Genomic DNA, 17,832 nt, shown 5'->3' on the forward strand with positions numbered 1-17,832 from the left:
GAGACCAATTATCAAAGTCAATAACACATATTAAAAACACGGTAAGACTATCTTACATAAACCTTCCACACTTCATTATTACGGAAATTCAGTTTGCTCATTATTTACTATAGTATGCTCGAAAAAAGCATAGATAGAGGCATGGCAATCTTGAAAGCAAAAGCTATTCTGGACCCAAAAGACTCGGTTCAAAAAATAATAGATATCGCTATTAGCACAAATAATAAAATGATCGCAATCCAAAAAAACATTGGCAAACATGCAATAACTGCTTTCGATGTAGCTGAATGGCTCAATATGACACCAAGAAATGCCAGAAGAATACTGACAAATTTAGAAGAACAAGGACTAGCCAAAATAATCGGCGAAGAAGTTCCTCTTACAAGAGGAAGACCAAGGAAGATATATCAGATTGGTATATAAAAGGACGGTTCTTGTGAGTCGGATGATCTCACTAAAACCGTCCTTGTGCATACCTTAATTACTGATCACTTCTAAAAGCTGGTTAATATCTTCTGTAGAAGCCGCATAGAGATGGGCAAGATTATTGGATCTTACTGCGAAATAGACATTATTCTTTTTACCTGAGTATCCGTATTTTAATAGATTTGAATATTGATTGGGACTTAGCTGCACTTGCAGATGTACTCCATTTGAATAATCTCCTCCTACTCCATAGAAATTAGTATTATGGACCCGATTTACATGAAAGTCATTTACAATTCCATCAACACCGAAAAACGCTTGATAATCAGAAGACATTTCCATTCACTCCTCCATTTCTTTTCTCCCCTTATTGTACTCCACATAGATAGAAAAAAATCTCATTTGTTCACTAATTCACATATATTTCATAAAGGCAGCAAGAGAAGTTCTTCCGCTTCCCTTTTTAGCTAAAAAAATTTAATTTATATTTTTCTTAACAGGTTTCTAACTCTTGTTTTTATCCTTTGTTTGATGTCCTCACTAGAACTTACCCTCTCTTTCCCTTTGACAACGAGCAGGCTTGTTCTTATAATATATGAGGAATGTAATAATAAAACCTTGTGTAGGACGTGGATTTTTCTAGAGGAAACTCTATTTTCGCCACACGATTGTCTTTTGACAATTGTGTGGCTTTTTATGTTGAAAAGGAGGAAATTTATTTTGGCAAAATGGAATTATGCTTTAATCGTTTTTTTAGGTGGCTGCTGTTATGGAATTTTGTCTACATTTGTTAAACTTGCCTATGCTGCTGGATTTTCGGCAGCTGAAGTAACAGGAGCACAATATTTATTTGGTACTGCCATTACATGGATTCTTGTATTATTTACAAAGAAATATAAAGTAACGCGCATGCAAGCTATTAAACTCTTATTATCTGGTATCCCGTTTGGGATGACAGGAATTTTCTATTATCAATCCTTACAAACAATAAATGCTTCTCTTGCAATTATTTTACTGTTTCAATTTGTTTGGATTGGCACGCTTTTCGAAATGGTTATTTATAAGAAAAAGCCTACAAAGGAGAAGGTCATCTCGATTATTATTCTTCTATTCGGCTCTGTCCTCGCTGGAGGCATTTCTTTAGAAGGGGGCATGGATATTTCCTGGCAAGGTGCCGGTTGGGGATTACTTTCTGCCTTCACCTTTGCTACTTTTATTTTTCTTAGCGGATCTGTTGGAAAGAACACCGCTCCTCTCCTAAAGAGCGGGCTTCTTTCCTTAGGTGGATTATTCGTTGTTTTTCTAGTATTTCCACCGGTTTATTTAATGGATTTCTCCACATTAATAGGGGTAGCACCATATGGATTGCTGCTTGGAGTTTTCGGTGCAGTTCTTCCGCCTCTGCTCTATTCTATTGGAATGCCACAAATTGGACCAGGACTTGGCACTATCTTAACAGCTTCTGAGCTTCCAGTAGCTGTCTCTATGTCAGCACTCGTTTTAAGAGAACAAGTTGGCATGCTGCAATGGATCGGTGTTGCCCTAATATTAGGAGGAATCGCGTTTAGTAATGTTAGGCTTTCCAAAGCAAAAATAGTAACGGAGTATTAAGGAGTCTCTCCTAAATAAAAAGACGGTTCTTGTAGGTCAAATGACCTCACAAAAACCGTCCCTCTGTTACCAGCCTTCTATTCCTGCAGCAAAGTACTTGTTTAGTGTATTGGCTTGTTCGCCTAATAATGTGTTCGCTTTACTAGCTAAATCCTGCATTTTAAGTGGCTTACCTGGTGAACCTGTCGGCGCATCTACTCTAGAGACCAACTGTTGACCATCTTTTAACATAACTTTAGCTATACAATATCTACCTTTTGGATAACTAATTTCTTTTACTGGAATTGCGGGATCATACTTTCGATGAATTTTTTTTATTCCTGCTTGAATTTCATCGGCAATTTGATTGACAGAAAAATTTTCAATAGATAATGCTTCACCCTTTAATAATAAAGCAGCACAGTATTCTACACTAAAACGACCCTGTTCTCCATTCGTTGGGGAAGTGTAAACTAATGCAGCATCACCATTGGGAGGGAAGTACAAATCGACAGAAGTAACCTCTTCAACAGTAAAATTTCTTTGTGCCTGTATATTCTGAATGGCCTCAATGGCATGGGCATTTGCAGAACAACATGGATATAATTTGAACCATAATCCTGGTTTATCTATTGTCCAAGGTTCTCCCCACTTTTCAAAAACCTCGAATGGATTTCCGCTTTGCTCCACATACATAGAAAGTACACCATTTTTAGCTTGAATGGTATTAGCACTTCCGACAATTCCCTTATCAACAAAATGAAGAATCTGCCAAGCACTTTGGGCTGTTAGACCAGCATGCAGCGGTTTAACCATTGTTCCAAATTGACTTCGGGAACCACTTAATTTAGATACGCATAAATTAATAGCTTGTGAGAATTTCTCTGTGTCGAAATGTAAATAATGGGCTCCAGCTGCAACTGCTCCGTAAATTCCCGCAGTTGCAGTTGTATGGAACCCTTTTTCATAATGCTGTGCACCTAATAGTTGTGCAAAGCACTTCATCGTCTCTATTCCTATTAAATAGGCTTCATAGAAGCGGTCTCTATCACGCTTCTTTTCTATTAGGGCATGTAATAAGCTCAAAATAATCGCAGACGGATGTCCTCTAATCTCAGAATGAACATCATCTAAATCTAATGCATGTGCAGAATACCCATTAATTAAACAAGCATCAAATGGGTGAACCTTTAAATCAGTGCCTACTACTGCTGCTCCCTCTTCAGTAGGATAAATAGCAGTATGTAAAACAGTGGAAAAATTCATGTCAAACCTCACACTAGCAAAACACGACAGAAAATAATCGAATACTCCCTTTTCCAAATTCTCTTTTGTCTCATTAGTAAGCTCCTGATAAGACGGAGAGGATTGAATCAAGTCGACTATTGCTTTTGTTAAATCAGTCATTTTTCAAAATATTCTCCGCGAGCTTAGCAAAAAATTCAGCGGCCACTTTAATAGCATCTTCCTTTAAATCAAACTTTGGGTGATGCCATTCTTGGGGTCCATCCACTCCCATCCATACGAAAAATCCAGGAATATAGTTTTGATAAAACGCAAAATCCTCCCCACCGGCACTTGGCACAGCATCGACGACATTATACCCTGCATCCAAAACTGTGGCTCGGACAATATCTTCATAATCTTGATGATTGTTTACCACGGGAAGATAATCATCCCAAACAAATTCAACCGAACCACCATTTCCTTCTGCAATAGACTCCGCTAGCTTTTTCATTATTGTCGGAACTGCCTCACGAGCTTTAGGCTGAAATGTTCGAACAGTACCTTCTAGTTTGACTTCATCTGGAATGACATTCCATGTATTTCCTCCATGGATGCTTGTGATACTGACTACTACATTATCAAACAAATCCATTCTTCTTGCGACAATTGACTGAACTGCTGTTACGTATTGACTAGCCATAACAATCGGATCAATAGCACGATGTGGTATACCAGCATGACCTCCGACACCGATAAACCTTAAACTAAATTTATCTACACTTGCCATAAGTCCACCTGATTTTACCCCTATCGTTCCTACTGGCAAATCAGGTTTGTTATGCATTCCAAAAATAGCTTCTACTCCTTCTATTGCTCCTTTTTCTACAAATTTCTTTGCACCTTGAGCAATTTCCTCGGCAGCCTGAAAAATAAATCTTACATTTCCATGTAATTTGTCCTTTTGACTATTGATTAGAATCGCTGCTCCTAAAATAGCAGTTGTATGGAAATCATGACCACAGGCATGCATTTTCCCTTCATTTTTTGATTTAAATGCAACATCTGTTTCTTCTATTATCGGCAAGGCATCAATATCTGCCCGAATAGCAATGGTTGGTCCCGCAAACGCTCCCTTTATTTCCGCAACAACTCCTGTTTCTAGACCAAGTTCAACAATGGCAATACCCTGTTCTGTTAACCATTTTTTGATCAATTCCGTTGTATGAAATTCTTCAAAAGCTAGCTCTGGATGCTCATGCAAATATCTTCGTTTGACAATTAAATCGTTTAATAGTTCAGGAGACATGTTCATGATTTATTATTCATCTCTTTCTAAAGTTTTTAAAAATTGTTTTGTTCTTATATTTTGTGGATGATGAAATAATTCTTTCGGCTCATTCTCTTCAATGATATTTCCATCTGCCATAAAAATCACTCTATCAGCCACTTCTTCCGCAAATTTCATTTCATGGGTCACAATAATCATGGTTGTATTTTGTTGTGCAATATCTTTTATAACTTGCAGCACTTCTGAAACCCATTCTGGATCAAGGGCTGAAGTTGGTTCATCAAATAAAATGGCATACGGCTTAACAGCGAGTGCTCTAGCAATACCCACGCGTTGTTGCTGCCCGCCTGATAATGTGGCAGGGTATTGATGAAACTTATCCTCAAGCCCTACCTTCACTAAAAGTTCTTTCCCTAATTTCTCCGCATCTTGTTTATTCATTTTCTTGGCAACAATCAAGGATTCCGTAACGTTTTGCAAGGCGGTTTTATTCTTAAAAAGGTTATAGTTTTGAAACACCATCGCTGTTTCTTGGCGAAGTTGATGAATATCTTTCCGCCCCATTTTTTGTACATTTACATTTGTCTCGCCTATATGAATAGTCCCTTCATCAGGCATCTCTAATAAATTCAGACACCGGAGCAATGTTGACTTTCCAGATCCAGACGGGCCGATAATAGCCAACACTTCTCCACGATTAACTTGTAAATTAACACCATCTAATACTATGTTCTCTCCAAACCTCTTTTTTAGATTTGTAACAGCTATCATCCTACTACTCCTTTATGATAAATACGGTTTTTCCATTCTTTTTTCAATAGCCCGCTGAACGAAGGTAACAAGAATAATTAACACCCAATAAAGCAGCGCTAAAGCCAAATAGGTTTCAAAAAATTTAAGAGAACTAGCAGCAATTATTTTCCCTTGCGCGAAAAGCTCCACTACTCCTAAAGTAAACGCTAAAGAGGTTTCTTTAATTAAACCAATAAAAATATTACTTGTTGCAGGAATAGCATTTCGTGTCGCTTGAGGTAAAACAATTCTCCGGAAGGCTTGCACTTTTGTCATACCAACTGATAAACAAGCTTCCACCTGTCCCTTGTCAACTGAATTCAATGCAGCACGAAATATTTCTGCCAAAAACGCTGCTTGTTTTAAACTAAGCCCTAAGATTGCTGCTGTTATAGCAGTCATCGCACTTAGAGCTGGAAAAATTTGTGGCAGCCCATAGTAAATTAAAAATAATTGAACCAATGTGGGAATGGCACGAAAGAACGAAATATATACAGCAGCAAGCTGCTTTAATACAGGAATATTCGATCTGGATATCACAGCTAAAATCAATCCGCCAATGATCGCAAAAACCATGGATAGAACAGCAAGAAATAAAGTAAGCGGTATGAATTCCAACAGTTCTGGTAATATATCAACTAAATATGGAAAATCTAAATCAAGATTCATACTGGACCTCCAAACTATTCCTTAACGGTGATATCCTCGTCTGCAAAATATTTCTTCGATATTTCTGTTAAGGTACCATCCTCACGTAATTTTTTTATTTCCGCATTAAATGCTTCTGCCAAAGCTTCTCCATCTTTATTTTTAAGGAACGGAAAAGCAACATCTTCATACACAAACGGCTCTCCTACAAACTTCAATGGCAAATTCCCTTTTTCAATTTCTGCGATTAAAGAAGATTTAGAGTTAACATAACCATCAACACGTTTATTAATCGCATCATTCATTGCACCATCTCGGTTCTCATATGTTTTAGGGATGATGTCAGGATCAAAATTTTCTAAGTTCTTCACATTGTTCGATCCTAATACTCCGGATACTGTTTTGCCCTTTAAATCATCTAAACTATCATATGCATTGTCTTTATTTGTAACAATGGTAGCACCTGCATACGCATATGGCTCTGAAAACTGATACTTTTCTCTTCTTTCATCTGTAACTGCAACAAAGTTTGCCACTGTATCAATTTTTTTTGTTTCTAATTGTCCCATTAAACCAGCGAAGTCTGATCTAACCCACTCCACTTGATAGCCTAAGTTTTCAGCGATTTTCTCTAATACTTCTATATCAAAACCTACTAATTTACCATTTTCCTCATATCCATTTGGATAACTTTGTGCGGTTGAACCTACACGAAGTGTTTTTTGCTCCTTCGAAGATTCCCCATTTTCAGTTTTATTATCTGTTCCGCTGCAAGCAGATAATAATAGTAAAAATGCTATACTCATGATTACAGTTATTTTCTTAAACATTATCAATTCCTACCTTTTCTTATATAATTTTGCTAAAAGTAATTTTTCTAAATAGATTGTAATATGGCCTTTCCCTAAATCCGTCTCTCCAACCTTTTTGTATCCTCGTTTTTCATACATTTCTCTAAGCCAAGGATGCTCTTTCGCCGTGCCAAGCGATACAGATGGACAATGAAGAGTATCTCTTAAAAAACTCTCCTCCACATAATGAAGGATTTTGCTTGCATATCCTTTTCTTTTTTCTTCTGGTGCAACTGCAACCCACCAAATATGGGGAATTTCAAACGGACCAGGATGACCGCTCCATGGCATGCGAACAGAAGCAGTAGCAACCATTTTGCCTTCATCTCGTAAATAGAAGCATATATTTTCCTTGATATTCTTTTCTACCAATTCTACATCTGCTGTTGCAGCAGCAAAGTGAATTCCCAACTCTCGAATAGAGGCATATCCTCTTAGAGATAGATCAAGTAATTCGGGAATATCTTTGGATGTTGCTTGATGAAAAGATAAATTACTCACTTAAAAGCCCTCCATTTCTAATCGAAGCAATTACTTCATCTACCTTCTCACTGGCTAAGCCAATATATTGACTAGGATCTAATAGCTGATTAATTTGGTCTTCTGTCAATACAGCAGCCACCTTTTCATTCTGACCAAGTAATTTTTTAAATGGAATTTTTTGTTCAGCTGATTCCATTGCGATTTCATATATAAGATGATGGGCAGTTTGTTTACCTATTTTTTCTGATAAAGCAAACATGACACGTTCTGATAAAATCAGTCCACCTAATCGTTCCAAGTTTTTCAGCATGTTCTCAGGCTTCACTACAAGCCCCTCAAGAACGGTTATCATACTTTTCAATTGAGAGGATAAATATAAACAAATTTCTGGTAAAGCTATCCATTCACTTCTCCAGCTCATCGCATCCCTTTCATGTTCCATCACTAATGATTCATGCAATAGGGCAACACTATGTAAGATAGGTTTTGTTAGACTGGCAATTCCTTCAAAAATAGCTGGATTACGTTTATGCGGCATCGTAGTTGAGCCCACATTTCCTGCTGAAAACGGCTCTTCCACTTCGTCGATTTCTGTCCGCATTAAGTTATAGAATTCATTTCCCAGCTTTCCTAATGAACCACTTATTAGCCCTAGCGCTGAGCCATACTCCGAAATTCGGTCACGTGAAGAATGCCAGCAAATCTTTGGCGCATTAAGTTCTAAAATTTCTAATGCCCGTTCTTCAATTTTTGGTCCTATACTTCCTAAAGCGGCGTATGTACCAACACCACCAGCAAGAACACCTGTGAAAATACGCGACTGGACGCTCTTTAATCTATCTAGATGACGTTCAAACTCACTCAAAACGACTGCGAGCTTAAAGCCAAATGTGGTTGGCAGTCCTTGCATTCCGTGTGTTCTTGCTGGCATCGGCGTTTTCTTATACTTAGATGCTAAACCAATTAGAAGCTCTGCTACTTTTTTTGTATCTCTTCTTATGATTTCATCTGCTTCCTTCAATTGAAGAATCATCGCTGTATCCGTTACATCCTGTGTTGTTACACCATAATGAACATATTCTCCATAATCGCCTGATAGTTTCTGCAAATGGTTAACTGTAGCCATTAAGGAATGTTTTAGTTTAGCAGACTCCTTTGCAATTTCTTCAATATCAAAATTTTCTATCTTTGCAGCGTCCTTTATAGCTCTTCCAGCTTCCTTTGGAATGATTCCTAACTCACTTTCTGCTAATGCTAATGCTGCTTCTACATCCAAAATCTTCTGTAATCTATTTTCATCATCCCACACAGAACGCATTTCTTCTGTACTAAAATTGTTCTGCAGCATTTTTAAAGCTACTACATGTGAACCCATTTCCTATCCTCTCCTAGTACCAATATTATTTAAATTATCAAATAATTAATTCCAACAAAACTAATCCGAATTATTGACTATTCTAACATATTCCAAGTGGTTAATCCCACACTTTTTTTCAATTATTTATAATTTTCATTTGATTGCATTTATTAGATTATATTTTTTTAGTGTTGCAGGCATTTATAATTGAGCAAAAAAAGACGTTCTAAACTCGCAATTTAAAACGGCAAAATGTAATTAGGCTCCTTCTACAAGAAGAAGCCTATACACTATTTAATAGAAATTCTTTTCCTTCTACTTAATCAATTAAACTTCTCGTTAATCCTCAGAGGTAATATCATCTGCATAATATTTTTCTGAGATTTCAGCTAGTGTTCCATCCGCTCTCAGCTTTTCTATTTCTGCATTAAACACTTTTCTTAATGCATCCCCCTGTTCTGTTTTTGCAAACGGGAAACCAATTTCTGATTTCTTTAAGTCATCTTCTAATATTTTCAGTGGTAATTTCGATTTATTTATTGTTGCTTGCAAAATTGGCTTTCCTTGGACATAACCTGCTACAGCACCCTTAATTGTATCTGATTGTGGACCATCTCTTGTTTCATATTGTCTGACTTCAATATCTAATCCGTTTTTCTTCACATAATCTTCTAGTACATTAATTTTATTTGAACCCAATACACCAGCAACTGTTTGTCCATTTAAATCTTTTACAGAATCATAAGGACTATCTTTAAGAACAGCAATCCCTGTACTTGTATAAGAATAAGTTGTCGAGTAATTATATTGTTCTGCCCTTTCCTCTGTATATTCAAAGGCATTAGCAATCGTATCCAGTTTTCCAACTCCAAGCTGCCCTACTAACCCTTCAAAGCCTGCCAGTGTCCATTGCACTTTATACCCTAAATTGTTTGCAATCGTTTCAAGTACTTCTACATCAAATCCGATTAATTTTCCATCCTCTTGATAAGAGTTTGGAAAACTTTGACCAGTTGCGCCAACGCGAATAACTTTTTCATCTGAAGTTTCGCTTTTACTAGCAGTTTTCGTTGATTCTTCTTGAGAATTAGTAGAATTACTACAAGCAGCTAATAGATTTATAGAAATAACAAAAATAAAAAGTGCATTAAGCTTTAGAAAGTTCTTCATTTTAATACCCCCGCTTCCTTAGTAAAAATCTCTTTATTCGCTCAAATGATTCTTTCAATTGTTCCAAAGAGGTCACCAAACTAATGCGAATCCATCCCTCTCCGTTTTTGCCATATATACTGCCCGGAACCACGGCTACCAATGCCTCCTCTAGTAATTGGTCGGCAAATTCAATCGAATTTATTGGTAACGGGACTTTAGCCCAAAGGAAGAATGTACCTTGTGGGGCAACATACTCCCAATCTAGTGTTTTTAAAAAAGATTCAACTAACAATTGCCGCTCATGATATAACTCTCTTAAAGCATTACGTTCGGCCTGCTGATGTAATAGAGCAAACACAGATGCATCCTGTATTCCACCAAAAACACCTCCAACGGCATTTTGTAAATAGGCGCTTAGATGTTTAATAAGCGATTCATTCCCGACCGTAAATCCACTCCGCCAACCAGCCATATTAAACGTTTTGGAAAAGGTGTAAATTTCCACTCCTACTTCAACTGCTCCAGGAATAGATAAAAAACTGATTGGCTTTTCATCCGTATAGTAGATATCTGCATAAGCAAAATCATGAATGACTGCAATTTCGTATTTATTGGCATATGTAATCGTTTCTTCGAAAAATTTCCTTGTGGCATTTGCCCCTGTGGGATTATTTGGATAATTTAAAAATAGAATCTTCGCTCTTTGACTGACTTCCTCCGGGATGCTTGAATAATCAACTAAAAAATTATTTTTCTCGCTAATCGGCACGAAAAACGGTTCTCCACCTGCCAACTCAACGGCCGCTTGGTACCCAAAGAAACCAGGATCAGGAACTAACGCGATATCCCCGGGGTTTAAAAGGGATTGTGCTAACCCAGATAAGGCGATTGTAGAACCATTCATGATCGCCACCTGATTAGGCGAAAGATTTGCTCCATACTCCTTTCGGTAAAAAGCCACAATGGCTTCTTTAAACACTTGTTTTCCTCCATATGGTGGATAACCATGGTTTTTCTTATCATGGATGGCTTCTTGCAGACACTCCACAATACGGGGGAATGTTGGCTGATCCGGATTTCCTCTTCCCAGATTAATTACCTGCTTAGCTGATTGCTGGAGTTCTTTTATCCGTTTGTTTTGAACGACTAAATATTTCGGCTTTAATTTTCCCAGACGTTCCGAGCAATCAAAATGCATTTAACCCCACCTCATTTTCCGTAATAAATGCTTCTAATTTTTGCAGACCATCTATTACGCTTTGCTTGGTTAGCTCCATTGGCAATGCATAAATTCTAGAGGATGGTCTTAAGATTTGATCAGCCATTTTATCAAGGTCCCCTTTCTCAGGGGATAAATGCAAATCTCTCCAGCATATTGGCAACTTCAATTTTTTGTATAAAGGAACTAATTGTTTTATTTCTTCATAATTTTCTTCTAAACCCAACTGGAATAATATTCCATACGCAACAAGACTGCCATGTAAATGTCCCTTTTTCCCCAAACTGACATATCCGTAATTAAAGGCATGTGCGCCAACGCTTTGCCCAAATTTCCCTCCTAAACCACCAACAAGACCGGCTACTGCATAAATCGTATCAATCATGCGGGAGAAATCTGCATTGCTCTTTTTAGCTTCAGCTGCTTGAACAGCAGCTTCCCCCCATTTTAAAATATTATCTCGACATTGCTTAGCAGCAGTATGAGACAGTTCCAATAGAATGGTTATTTCTTCACTTGTTAATTTATTAAAACGAATTTTACTTTCATACCATTTAGCCAAGGTATCACCAATACCAGAAGTTAAATGCTCGATTGGTGCATTTACTAATAATTCTGGTTCAACCATTACCATATAATTTGATTGACTATGCCGTATCGTACCAAGATGGTCTCCTTCAGCAGAATAAACAATGCTGATTGGAGTAAAGCTAGCACAGTTGGAAGGCAATGTAGGAATTAAGATACAAGGTATTTTTGCTTTACTAGCTACCGCCTTTACCGTATCTAAAAGCTTACCTCCTCCAACTCCTATTATGGCATCATGCTGATGGTGTATGACTTCGCTCCCTATTCGGTCTATTTCTTCATAGCTACATTCACCAGCAAACAAAATTTTTTTATAGGGATGCTGAAATTCAGTTTCGGGCCAATATGGTTGAACTGCCTGCCACGACTTTTCCCCATGAATTACTAATGGAAATTGTAAATGGTTATCTTCCAAAAACTTCGGTAGTGTATTAATTACTCCTGAATAATGATAATAATTTTGAGGGCCAAAACGATGCACTAAATCGATCAATGATTAACCTCCTGAACCTTCCCTTTATCTTGTAAAGAGTTTAATTTTCTATTATTCTAATACACTTACTCGGAATTAGCAACCGCACTTTTCTGAATTTTCTAATCTATAACAACTTTAAAAATCTTAGATCGACTAGTGACTAATAGTTAAAAAAAAGAGCTCTTTCTCCTTTTTCCTTTCTTCTTTTACAATAGCAATATGCAAAAGGAAGTAAAAAAGAAGTGCTCTTTATACAATAACTTGATTATTTTCTTAAAAAACGATGATTAAACCCATTTTTATCGAAAGCTAGCCAGCCTAAATTATTCTTTGTATCAATCAATGAACCATTCGCCAATACTTGATGGGCAATTATTTCTTTCCACAGAAAAGGGACATCTGCTTCCTTTTCTTGAATTAAATAATCATGTCCGCAATAGCGGGATATTTTCTTTTCCTTCGTACGACTTTGTCTAAATTCGAGAATTCTTTTTAATGTAAAACCAGATAATCCTTCAAAAGACTGATTTTTAATGGGGCTGCTTGTAAATTGATGTAGAATCCGTTTTTGTTCTTGCTGGAAATATACTTCTACTTCGATGGCAGAGGCCATATGAGCATCACCAGAAAGAATAAGACATTCACTTGGGTTCCATTCTGCTATTTGTTGATGAAAAAAGGAGAATCCTCTGCCGTTAAATTTCCACCATTCTAAATCTAAGCTTTTTTGTAGCGATGGAAGGACCGCAGTAAGGGGCATGATGACATTTTTTAAAAAGGATTCAATCAAATGAACGCCATATAAGGGGGTAGCAGAGATAATGACTAACGGTGTTTGCTGCTGCCATCCACTTGATAATAAGAGTTCCGATAAATAATCCCATTCTTTTTTGCGGATTAAATTCGGGCCATTTGTCCGCTGTTTCAACATACTACCCACAACATAGGTTCGTTCTTGTGGATAGGCCCGTTTTGTCCGAGTGTCTAATACAAGGCTTCTTGGATTGGTTGGCGCAACAAAACTCCATGCACGAAATGTTAACATCATATGCAGCCACTCTGTATACGTCTGTGTATTTACGGTTAGTCTTTTGGTATACTTGCTTATTTTGCGAAAAAAGGAAGCTGGGAAAGCAGCTGGATTATTCCCCCATCCCTGAAAAGCCCAATAGGCTGTTAGTGCATTAGCGATAACATGGTTTCCAAGCGGAGAACAAGCTACTTTCTCCTGCCATTCTTTCGTTATATTCCAATCATCTGTTACATCATGGTCATCGAATATCATGTAGGTGGGAATATTCGCCAACAAGCGGCGCACCTTTGGCAAAGATTGCTGGAATGAGGTTATATCTTTTTGCTGCTGACTGTATGCTCTTTTTAGACTGCTTATTTTTCTTTCATACTCTTTTGCCTGATCCGCCCCTATCTGTATATGAATCTGGTTATCTTCTAAATAGTCATCGAAGTCTTTTAAATACCCTGCCCCGGTTGCCATGTCCCATATCTCTGTATTCCAGCTTAAGATATACATCGCTGCATACTCTCCCATGGACAGAAGGTGATTATCCGCTTTTCGCGAAGTAAATTGGCAGTATTCCTTTATTATCTCTCGTCTTCCATTTATCTGGCTGATGGTAATATCAAAAGCAGTATTTTTATCATCCTCTGTCTCGCACAATTCCTTTATAGGCTCTTCTTTGCCCATTAATAGCTTGCCTAATGCGAATAGAATGGGGGCAGCTGGCGCTGGAACATCATCGGCATAAATTTGATCCCCTATCAAAAAGAGCGCACTCGGCCTTTTTTCTAACTGAAAGTATTCCTCCTGTAGTTTGGCATCTCCGAGACTAAGAGCATCCTTGCCAATTCCGTGCAGTTTACGGCAAGAACCATATAAGATGTTTTTTTCAGCCGTTGCTGGTATGAAGAAAGTGGGATATTGTAAGTTTCCATAACAAATAGAGACTGGACTATCAGCTGCTAATAATCCAAAATCACTTAAATCATAGCTTGTTTCGCCTTTTTTAAATACTAGATTGTATCCTAACAATGTTTGGGTGGGAAAATTTTGGGAGATAGGCTGAAGTTTGATTAAATAAATATATAAGTTTTTTCCTAATCGACATACTTGTATATCCGACTGAATGTCAAACGGCTGGTATTCAAACTCTTTTGTCGTTTGATTGAAGTGAATCGCGTATAGATTGGCGTTCAATTGATATTTTCCACTTAAAGCTATCCAAAGATAAGCTGATGTTTCCTCCACTCTGCGCACCAATGGCCCAGCTAAAATAACCGGCAGATCCATCGTTACCACCATCCATTTCTGTTCTCTTACAACCTATTCAGAAAAAGAAGAGAATATGTTTGCAGAAAAATTGTCCTTCTGAAGTGAACATCCTTTGGCTTCTGTCTTTTTATGGTGCCTGACACCCGATTGATGTTATGATAAGGGAGGAACTTTATTTCGATAATAATGGAGGAAAAATCCGTGAGCGATATGAACGATAAGCAGACAAGGGAACAAGAAGGTAAAAAGAAAATTAGCTTACAAGAAGCCATGAAGCAGCAGCTGGCAAATAAAGCACAGCAAGGACAAGGCGGAAAAGCAAGTTTGAGTGGCAATCAAAAAATGCAAAAAATGAAAAGCCAGTTAACAAAAAAGCCAAATAACCAAAGAAAACGCATGGGTGTATAATGAACGGTCAGAATCGCAAAGACATAACACCAGGCACACCTGTTGAAATAGTACTAAAACAAGATCAAAGAACCGGGAAACGAACAGCAGGCATTGTAAAAGATATATTAACAAAGTCTCCCTCCCATCCCCATGGAATTAAGGTTCGCCTAGAAGATGGACAAGTAGGCCGTGTACAGTTAATTAAAGAAAAATAACAAAGGGAGGGGATGTCCCATATGCTGCCAATGAACAAAAAGTACAAAAAAACATCCCTGCACAAATTTTGCATGAAAGATGTTGAATAAAAAATGACCACACTGACTGGTCATCATTTTGATATTTATTTTGAATTTATAAAGTATGGCAGCTTCATCTAGGCTAAACCGTTACAGCTGGGTAACGGTTCCTTCCCAAAATAAAACAGCAACTTTGAATACATAAAAACCTCCTGTCCTAAAGCCGCAAGCATATATACAAAAAGAAGGGGCATTAATTACACCCTCTTAATTTACTAAGTTATGGCGGCTTTGATTTAGCTCAAAAATGCCATTTGCTTTTAATACGCAGTGATCCAACTTCCCAATGCAGAATCCAGCGTGTATTAAAAGGCAAAAGATATTGAGGACTTCTCACAAGTTCTTAGTGCCATACCTTATTAAGCAACAGACTATAGTTCAGCAAAATATTTAATTGTTCTAACCATTTGGCTTGTATACGAATTTTCATTATCGTACCATGCCACAACTTTCACTAAAGACTTCCCATCAGGAAGTGAAGTAACCTTTGTCTGTGTTGCATCAAATAATGAACCATATGTTATACCGATTATGTCAGAGGATACCAACTGTTCCTCTGTATATCCAAATGAATCAGAAGATGCCGCTTTCATAGCAGTATTTATATCATCTTTCTTTACCGTCTTATTGACGACAGCGACTAACTCTGTCACTGAACCAGCTGGTACTGGCACACGTTGAGATACACCGTCTAATTTCCCCTCTAATTTTGGAATTACCAGTCCTATTGCTTTGGCAGCACCAGAAGAAGTTGGTACGATATTTAAAGCGGCTGCGCGAGCTCTTCGTAGGTCGCCCTTTGCATGAGGACCGTCAAGAGTCATTTGATCACCTGTATACGCATGAATTGTTGTCATGAATCCTTTTTCAATTGGAGCCAATTCATCAAGTACATCAACCATCAGAGCCAAACAATTTGTTGTGCATGAAGCAGCTGAAATAACCGTATCATTTTTGTTCAAAACATTTTCGTTTACTCCATAAACAATTGTGGGCAGATCATTTCCAGCTGGAGCGGAGATAACAACTTTTTTAGCTCCTGCTTCAATATGGGCTGATGCTTTTTCTTTTGATGTAAAAAATCCTGTACATTCTAAAACCACATCTACGTCATGCTTACTCCAAGGAAGATTTTTAGGATCCTTTTGAGCATAAATTTCAATTTCTTTGCCTGCTACCACAATAGAACTTTCTTTCGCTTCCACCTTATCAGCTAAAGCATATCTTCCCTGCGCAGAATCGTACTTTAATAAATGAGCCAACATCTGTGGACTGGTTAAGTCATTAATTGCTACTACCTCATAACCCTCTGCAGAGAACATTTGTCTGAAAGCAAGTCGGCCAATACGTCCAAATCCGTTAATTGCAACCTTTACTGCCATAATTTATTTTCCTCCTTGTTAATTAAAATCATTTTACATAACTTTAATAGTAAAAAGCTGGTTAATATGATATTACCCTTGTGCTACATCAATATTCTATATCTCGCGATTCTTTGGTACAATGTAATAAACGAAGCATTCAACTATACTATCTGTAAGGAGAGTATTATGCCACAAATAGATCGCTATAAAAAAAGGATCGTTAATATAGATTTCTTTGCCATAGAAAATTTTAAAGAGTTACCATACCAGAATCGATTTACTATAGTATTTGTCACCAGTGGGAGTATAAAAGGAATGCTGAATAATCTACCTATTGCAATTTCTGCACCTGGGATAATCTGTTTGTCACAAACTGATGAGATACAAGTTTTTGAAAGAGAGAAAGTATCAGCACAATCGTTCAGCTTTGACCCAGATTTTCTTAGTACAATTCCAATTTCAAAAACAGAAGATTATTTTATGCCCAATCTAAAAATACACACAGGATTATCTTTATTTCAAAGAGACAGCACACATACAGGCGTACCCTTTATTACCACAAAAGCATTTCCAAAATTATTAGATTGGTTTTTTATTATTGGAACAGAAGTATTTGCTCAAAGCGATTCACTGTGGGTTTGCAGAATCAAAAAAAATCTTATTCAAATGTTAAGCTTAATTGAAAGCTTAAATTCGGAAAATGGACAGTCTCCTGTTGATACGGTTTTAGAATATATACACACTAATTACGCCAATAAAATTACTCTCGATGATTTAACACAATGTGCTCACCTAAACCGTGTTTCACTCAATAAATTATTTCATAAACGATGTAACTGTACTGCAATGTCATATTTATTATCCTATCGATTAAAAGTCGCAGAAGAATTACTCACCCATACTGGCATGAGTTTGAATGAAATTGCCCGTTCGACAGGCTTTGAGTATGATACCTATTTTATTAAGCAATTTACTTCTAAAAAAGGAATGTCCCCTACATCATTCCGAAATACTTCCCGTAAACTGGCAAGTTATCTGTAGCCAAGCAGGAGTAAATATCCCTCTTTCGCTAATCAGCAAGCAGGGCAAGCGTACACACGCTTGCCCATTTTAAAGAATTTTCCTTGTAGCAAAATCCTCAAATTAGCTTGTTGAGGAGCTCCCCAAACCCGGCGAATGTTGCGTCATTTCACTGTGGCTCATTCCTTATTTGACTTGGGGCCAAATTGGCCCGAAATCCTAAAAGCACAACCAACTTTGCAAGGTGGTCTAATAGCCTTGAATACTGTTTCCATAATTCTTCATAGTCTTTTTGCAGTTCTGCAATTTCAGAGTGATAGGCATTAAATAAGAGTTTTTTTCTCTTCTCAGCTACTTTTTTCTATAATTAATTCTG

Annotated in this window: 18 protein-coding genes; 5 read left to right on the forward strand and 13 right to left on the reverse strand. The window is 37.4% G+C overall.

Annotation, left to right across the window (positions count from 1 at the left end; translation table 11 throughout):
• The first annotated feature begins 141 nt into the window (after window positions 1-141).
• Window positions 142-423 carry a hypothetical protein gene (locus NX902_RS21195; protein WP_163185370.1) on the forward strand — a complete coding sequence of 94 codons (282 nt, stop codon included), beginning with the start codon at window positions 142-144 and terminating at the stop codon, window positions 421-423.
• Window positions 424-477: 54 nt separating this feature from the next.
• Here the strand turns inward: NX902_RS21195 and NX902_RS21200 are convergent, their stop codons facing one another.
• Window positions 478-768, reverse strand: a complete 291-nt coding sequence (locus tag NX902_RS21200; RefSeq protein WP_163185367.1) for a hypothetical protein — start codon at window positions 766-768, stop codon at window positions 478-480.
• 378 nt (window positions 769-1,146) lie between these two features.
• On the opposite strand from NX902_RS21200, the gene NX902_RS21205 reads away from it, so the two are divergent.
• Entirely contained in the window at window positions 1,147-2,037 is an 891-nt protein-coding gene (locus NX902_RS21205; protein ID WP_123258337.1) for an EamA family transporter, read from the forward strand.
• A 66-nt stretch (window positions 2,038-2,103) separates the two neighbouring features.
• On the opposite strand, the gene NX902_RS21210 is transcribed toward NX902_RS21205, so the two are convergent.
• From NX902_RS21210 to NX902_RS21260, 11 genes are all read right to left on the reverse strand, one after another.
• Window positions 2,104-3,423, reverse strand: coding sequence for an MmgE/PrpD family protein (locus NX902_RS21210; protein ID WP_095329728.1), 1,320 nt, complete (start codon window positions 3,421-3,423; stop codon window positions 2,104-2,106).
• Window positions 3,416-4,558 (reverse strand): amidohydrolase, encoded by a 1,143-nt coding sequence (locus NX902_RS21215; protein ID WP_341161082.1) that lies wholly within the window; start codon window positions 4,556-4,558, stop codon window positions 3,416-3,418. The genes NX902_RS21210 and NX902_RS21215 overlap by 8 nt, the downstream gene beginning before the upstream one ends.
• A gap of 3 nt (window positions 4,559-4,561) precedes the next feature.
• Window positions 4,562-5,302 carry an amino acid ABC transporter ATP-binding protein gene (locus NX902_RS21220; RefSeq protein ID WP_047942103.1) on the reverse strand — a complete coding sequence of 247 codons (741 nt, stop codon included), beginning with the start codon at window positions 5,300-5,302 and terminating at the stop codon, window positions 4,562-4,564.
• Between the two features lie 12 nt (window positions 5,303-5,314).
• Window positions 5,315-5,992: an ABC transporter permease subunit gene (locus tag NX902_RS21225; RefSeq protein ID WP_163185361.1), complete on the reverse strand. Its 678-nt coding sequence runs from the start codon at window positions 5,990-5,992 to the stop codon at window positions 5,315-5,317.
• A gap of 14 nt (window positions 5,993-6,006) precedes the next feature.
• Window positions 6,007-6,804 carry a transporter substrate-binding domain-containing protein gene (locus NX902_RS21230; protein ID WP_235850250.1) on the reverse strand — a complete coding sequence of 266 codons (798 nt, stop codon included), beginning with the start codon at window positions 6,802-6,804 and terminating at the stop codon, window positions 6,007-6,009.
• A 6-nt stretch (window positions 6,805-6,810) separates the two neighbouring features.
• Entirely contained in the window at window positions 6,811-7,323 is a 513-nt protein-coding gene (locus NX902_RS21235; RefSeq protein ID WP_341160974.1) for a GNAT family N-acetyltransferase, read from the reverse strand.
• Window positions 7,316-8,680, reverse strand: coding sequence for an adenylosuccinate lyase (gene purB, locus NX902_RS21240; protein ID WP_164463713.1), 1,365 nt, complete (start codon window positions 8,678-8,680; stop codon window positions 7,316-7,318). Before purB ends, NX902_RS21235 begins: the two co-directional genes overlap by 8 nt.
• A gap of 321 nt (window positions 8,681-9,001) precedes the next feature.
• Window positions 9,002-9,832 carry a transporter substrate-binding domain-containing protein gene (locus NX902_RS21245; protein ID WP_172859196.1) on the reverse strand — a complete coding sequence of 277 codons (831 nt, stop codon included), beginning with the start codon at window positions 9,830-9,832 and terminating at the stop codon, window positions 9,002-9,004.
• 1 nt (window position 9,833) lies between these two features.
• Window positions 9,834-11,012, reverse strand: a complete 1,179-nt coding sequence (locus NX902_RS21250; protein ID WP_172859197.1) for an aminotransferase class I/II-fold pyridoxal phosphate-dependent enzyme — start codon at window positions 11,010-11,012, stop codon at window positions 9,834-9,836.
• The gene (locus NX902_RS21255; RefSeq protein ID WP_172859198.1) at window positions 11,002-12,114 is read right to left on the reverse strand and encodes an iron-containing alcohol dehydrogenase family protein; all 1,113 of its coding nucleotides are present in this window, start codon (window positions 12,112-12,114) and stop codon (window positions 11,002-11,004) included. The genes NX902_RS21250 and NX902_RS21255 overlap by 11 nt, the downstream gene beginning before the upstream one ends.
• Before the next feature lie 247 nt (window positions 12,115-12,361).
• Window positions 12,362-14,416 (reverse strand): hypothetical protein, encoded by a 2,055-nt coding sequence (locus NX902_RS21260; protein WP_172859199.1) that lies wholly within the window; start codon window positions 14,414-14,416, stop codon window positions 12,362-12,364.
• Window positions 14,417-14,596: 180 nt separating this feature from the next.
• On the opposite strand from NX902_RS21260, the gene NX902_RS21265 reads away from it, so the two are divergent.
• Window positions 14,597-14,794, forward strand: coding sequence for a hypothetical protein (locus NX902_RS21265; RefSeq protein WP_095329726.1), 198 nt, complete (start codon window positions 14,597-14,599; stop codon window positions 14,792-14,794).
• Window positions 14,794-14,991, forward strand: a complete 198-nt coding sequence (locus tag NX902_RS21270) for a YwbE family protein (protein ID WP_095329716.1) — start codon at window positions 14,794-14,796, stop codon at window positions 14,989-14,991. Before NX902_RS21265 ends, NX902_RS21270 begins: the two co-directional genes overlap by 1 nt.
• A 452-nt stretch (window positions 14,992-15,443) precedes the next feature.
• Here NX902_RS21270 and gap read toward each other — a convergent pair whose 3' ends face one another.
• Window positions 15,444-16,454 carry a type I glyceraldehyde-3-phosphate dehydrogenase gene (gene gap / locus NX902_RS21275; RefSeq protein ID WP_095329715.1) on the reverse strand — a complete coding sequence of 337 codons (1,011 nt, stop codon included), beginning with the start codon at window positions 16,452-16,454 and terminating at the stop codon, window positions 15,444-15,446.
• A 168-nt stretch (window positions 16,455-16,622) separates the two neighbouring features.
• Between gap and NX902_RS21280 the strand changes: the two genes are divergently transcribed.
• The gene (locus NX902_RS21280; RefSeq protein ID WP_095329714.1) at window positions 16,623-17,477 is read left to right on the forward strand and encodes a helix-turn-helix domain-containing protein; all 855 of its coding nucleotides are present in this window, start codon (window positions 16,623-16,625) and stop codon (window positions 17,475-17,477) included.
• The last annotated feature ends 355 nt before the right edge of the window (window positions 17,478-17,832 follow it).

Origin of the sequence: Niallia sp. FSL W8-0954, assembly GCF_038005605.1 — a bacterium.
Lineage (GTDB): Bacteria > Bacillota > Bacilli > Bacillales > Cytobacillaceae > Niallia > Niallia circulans_A.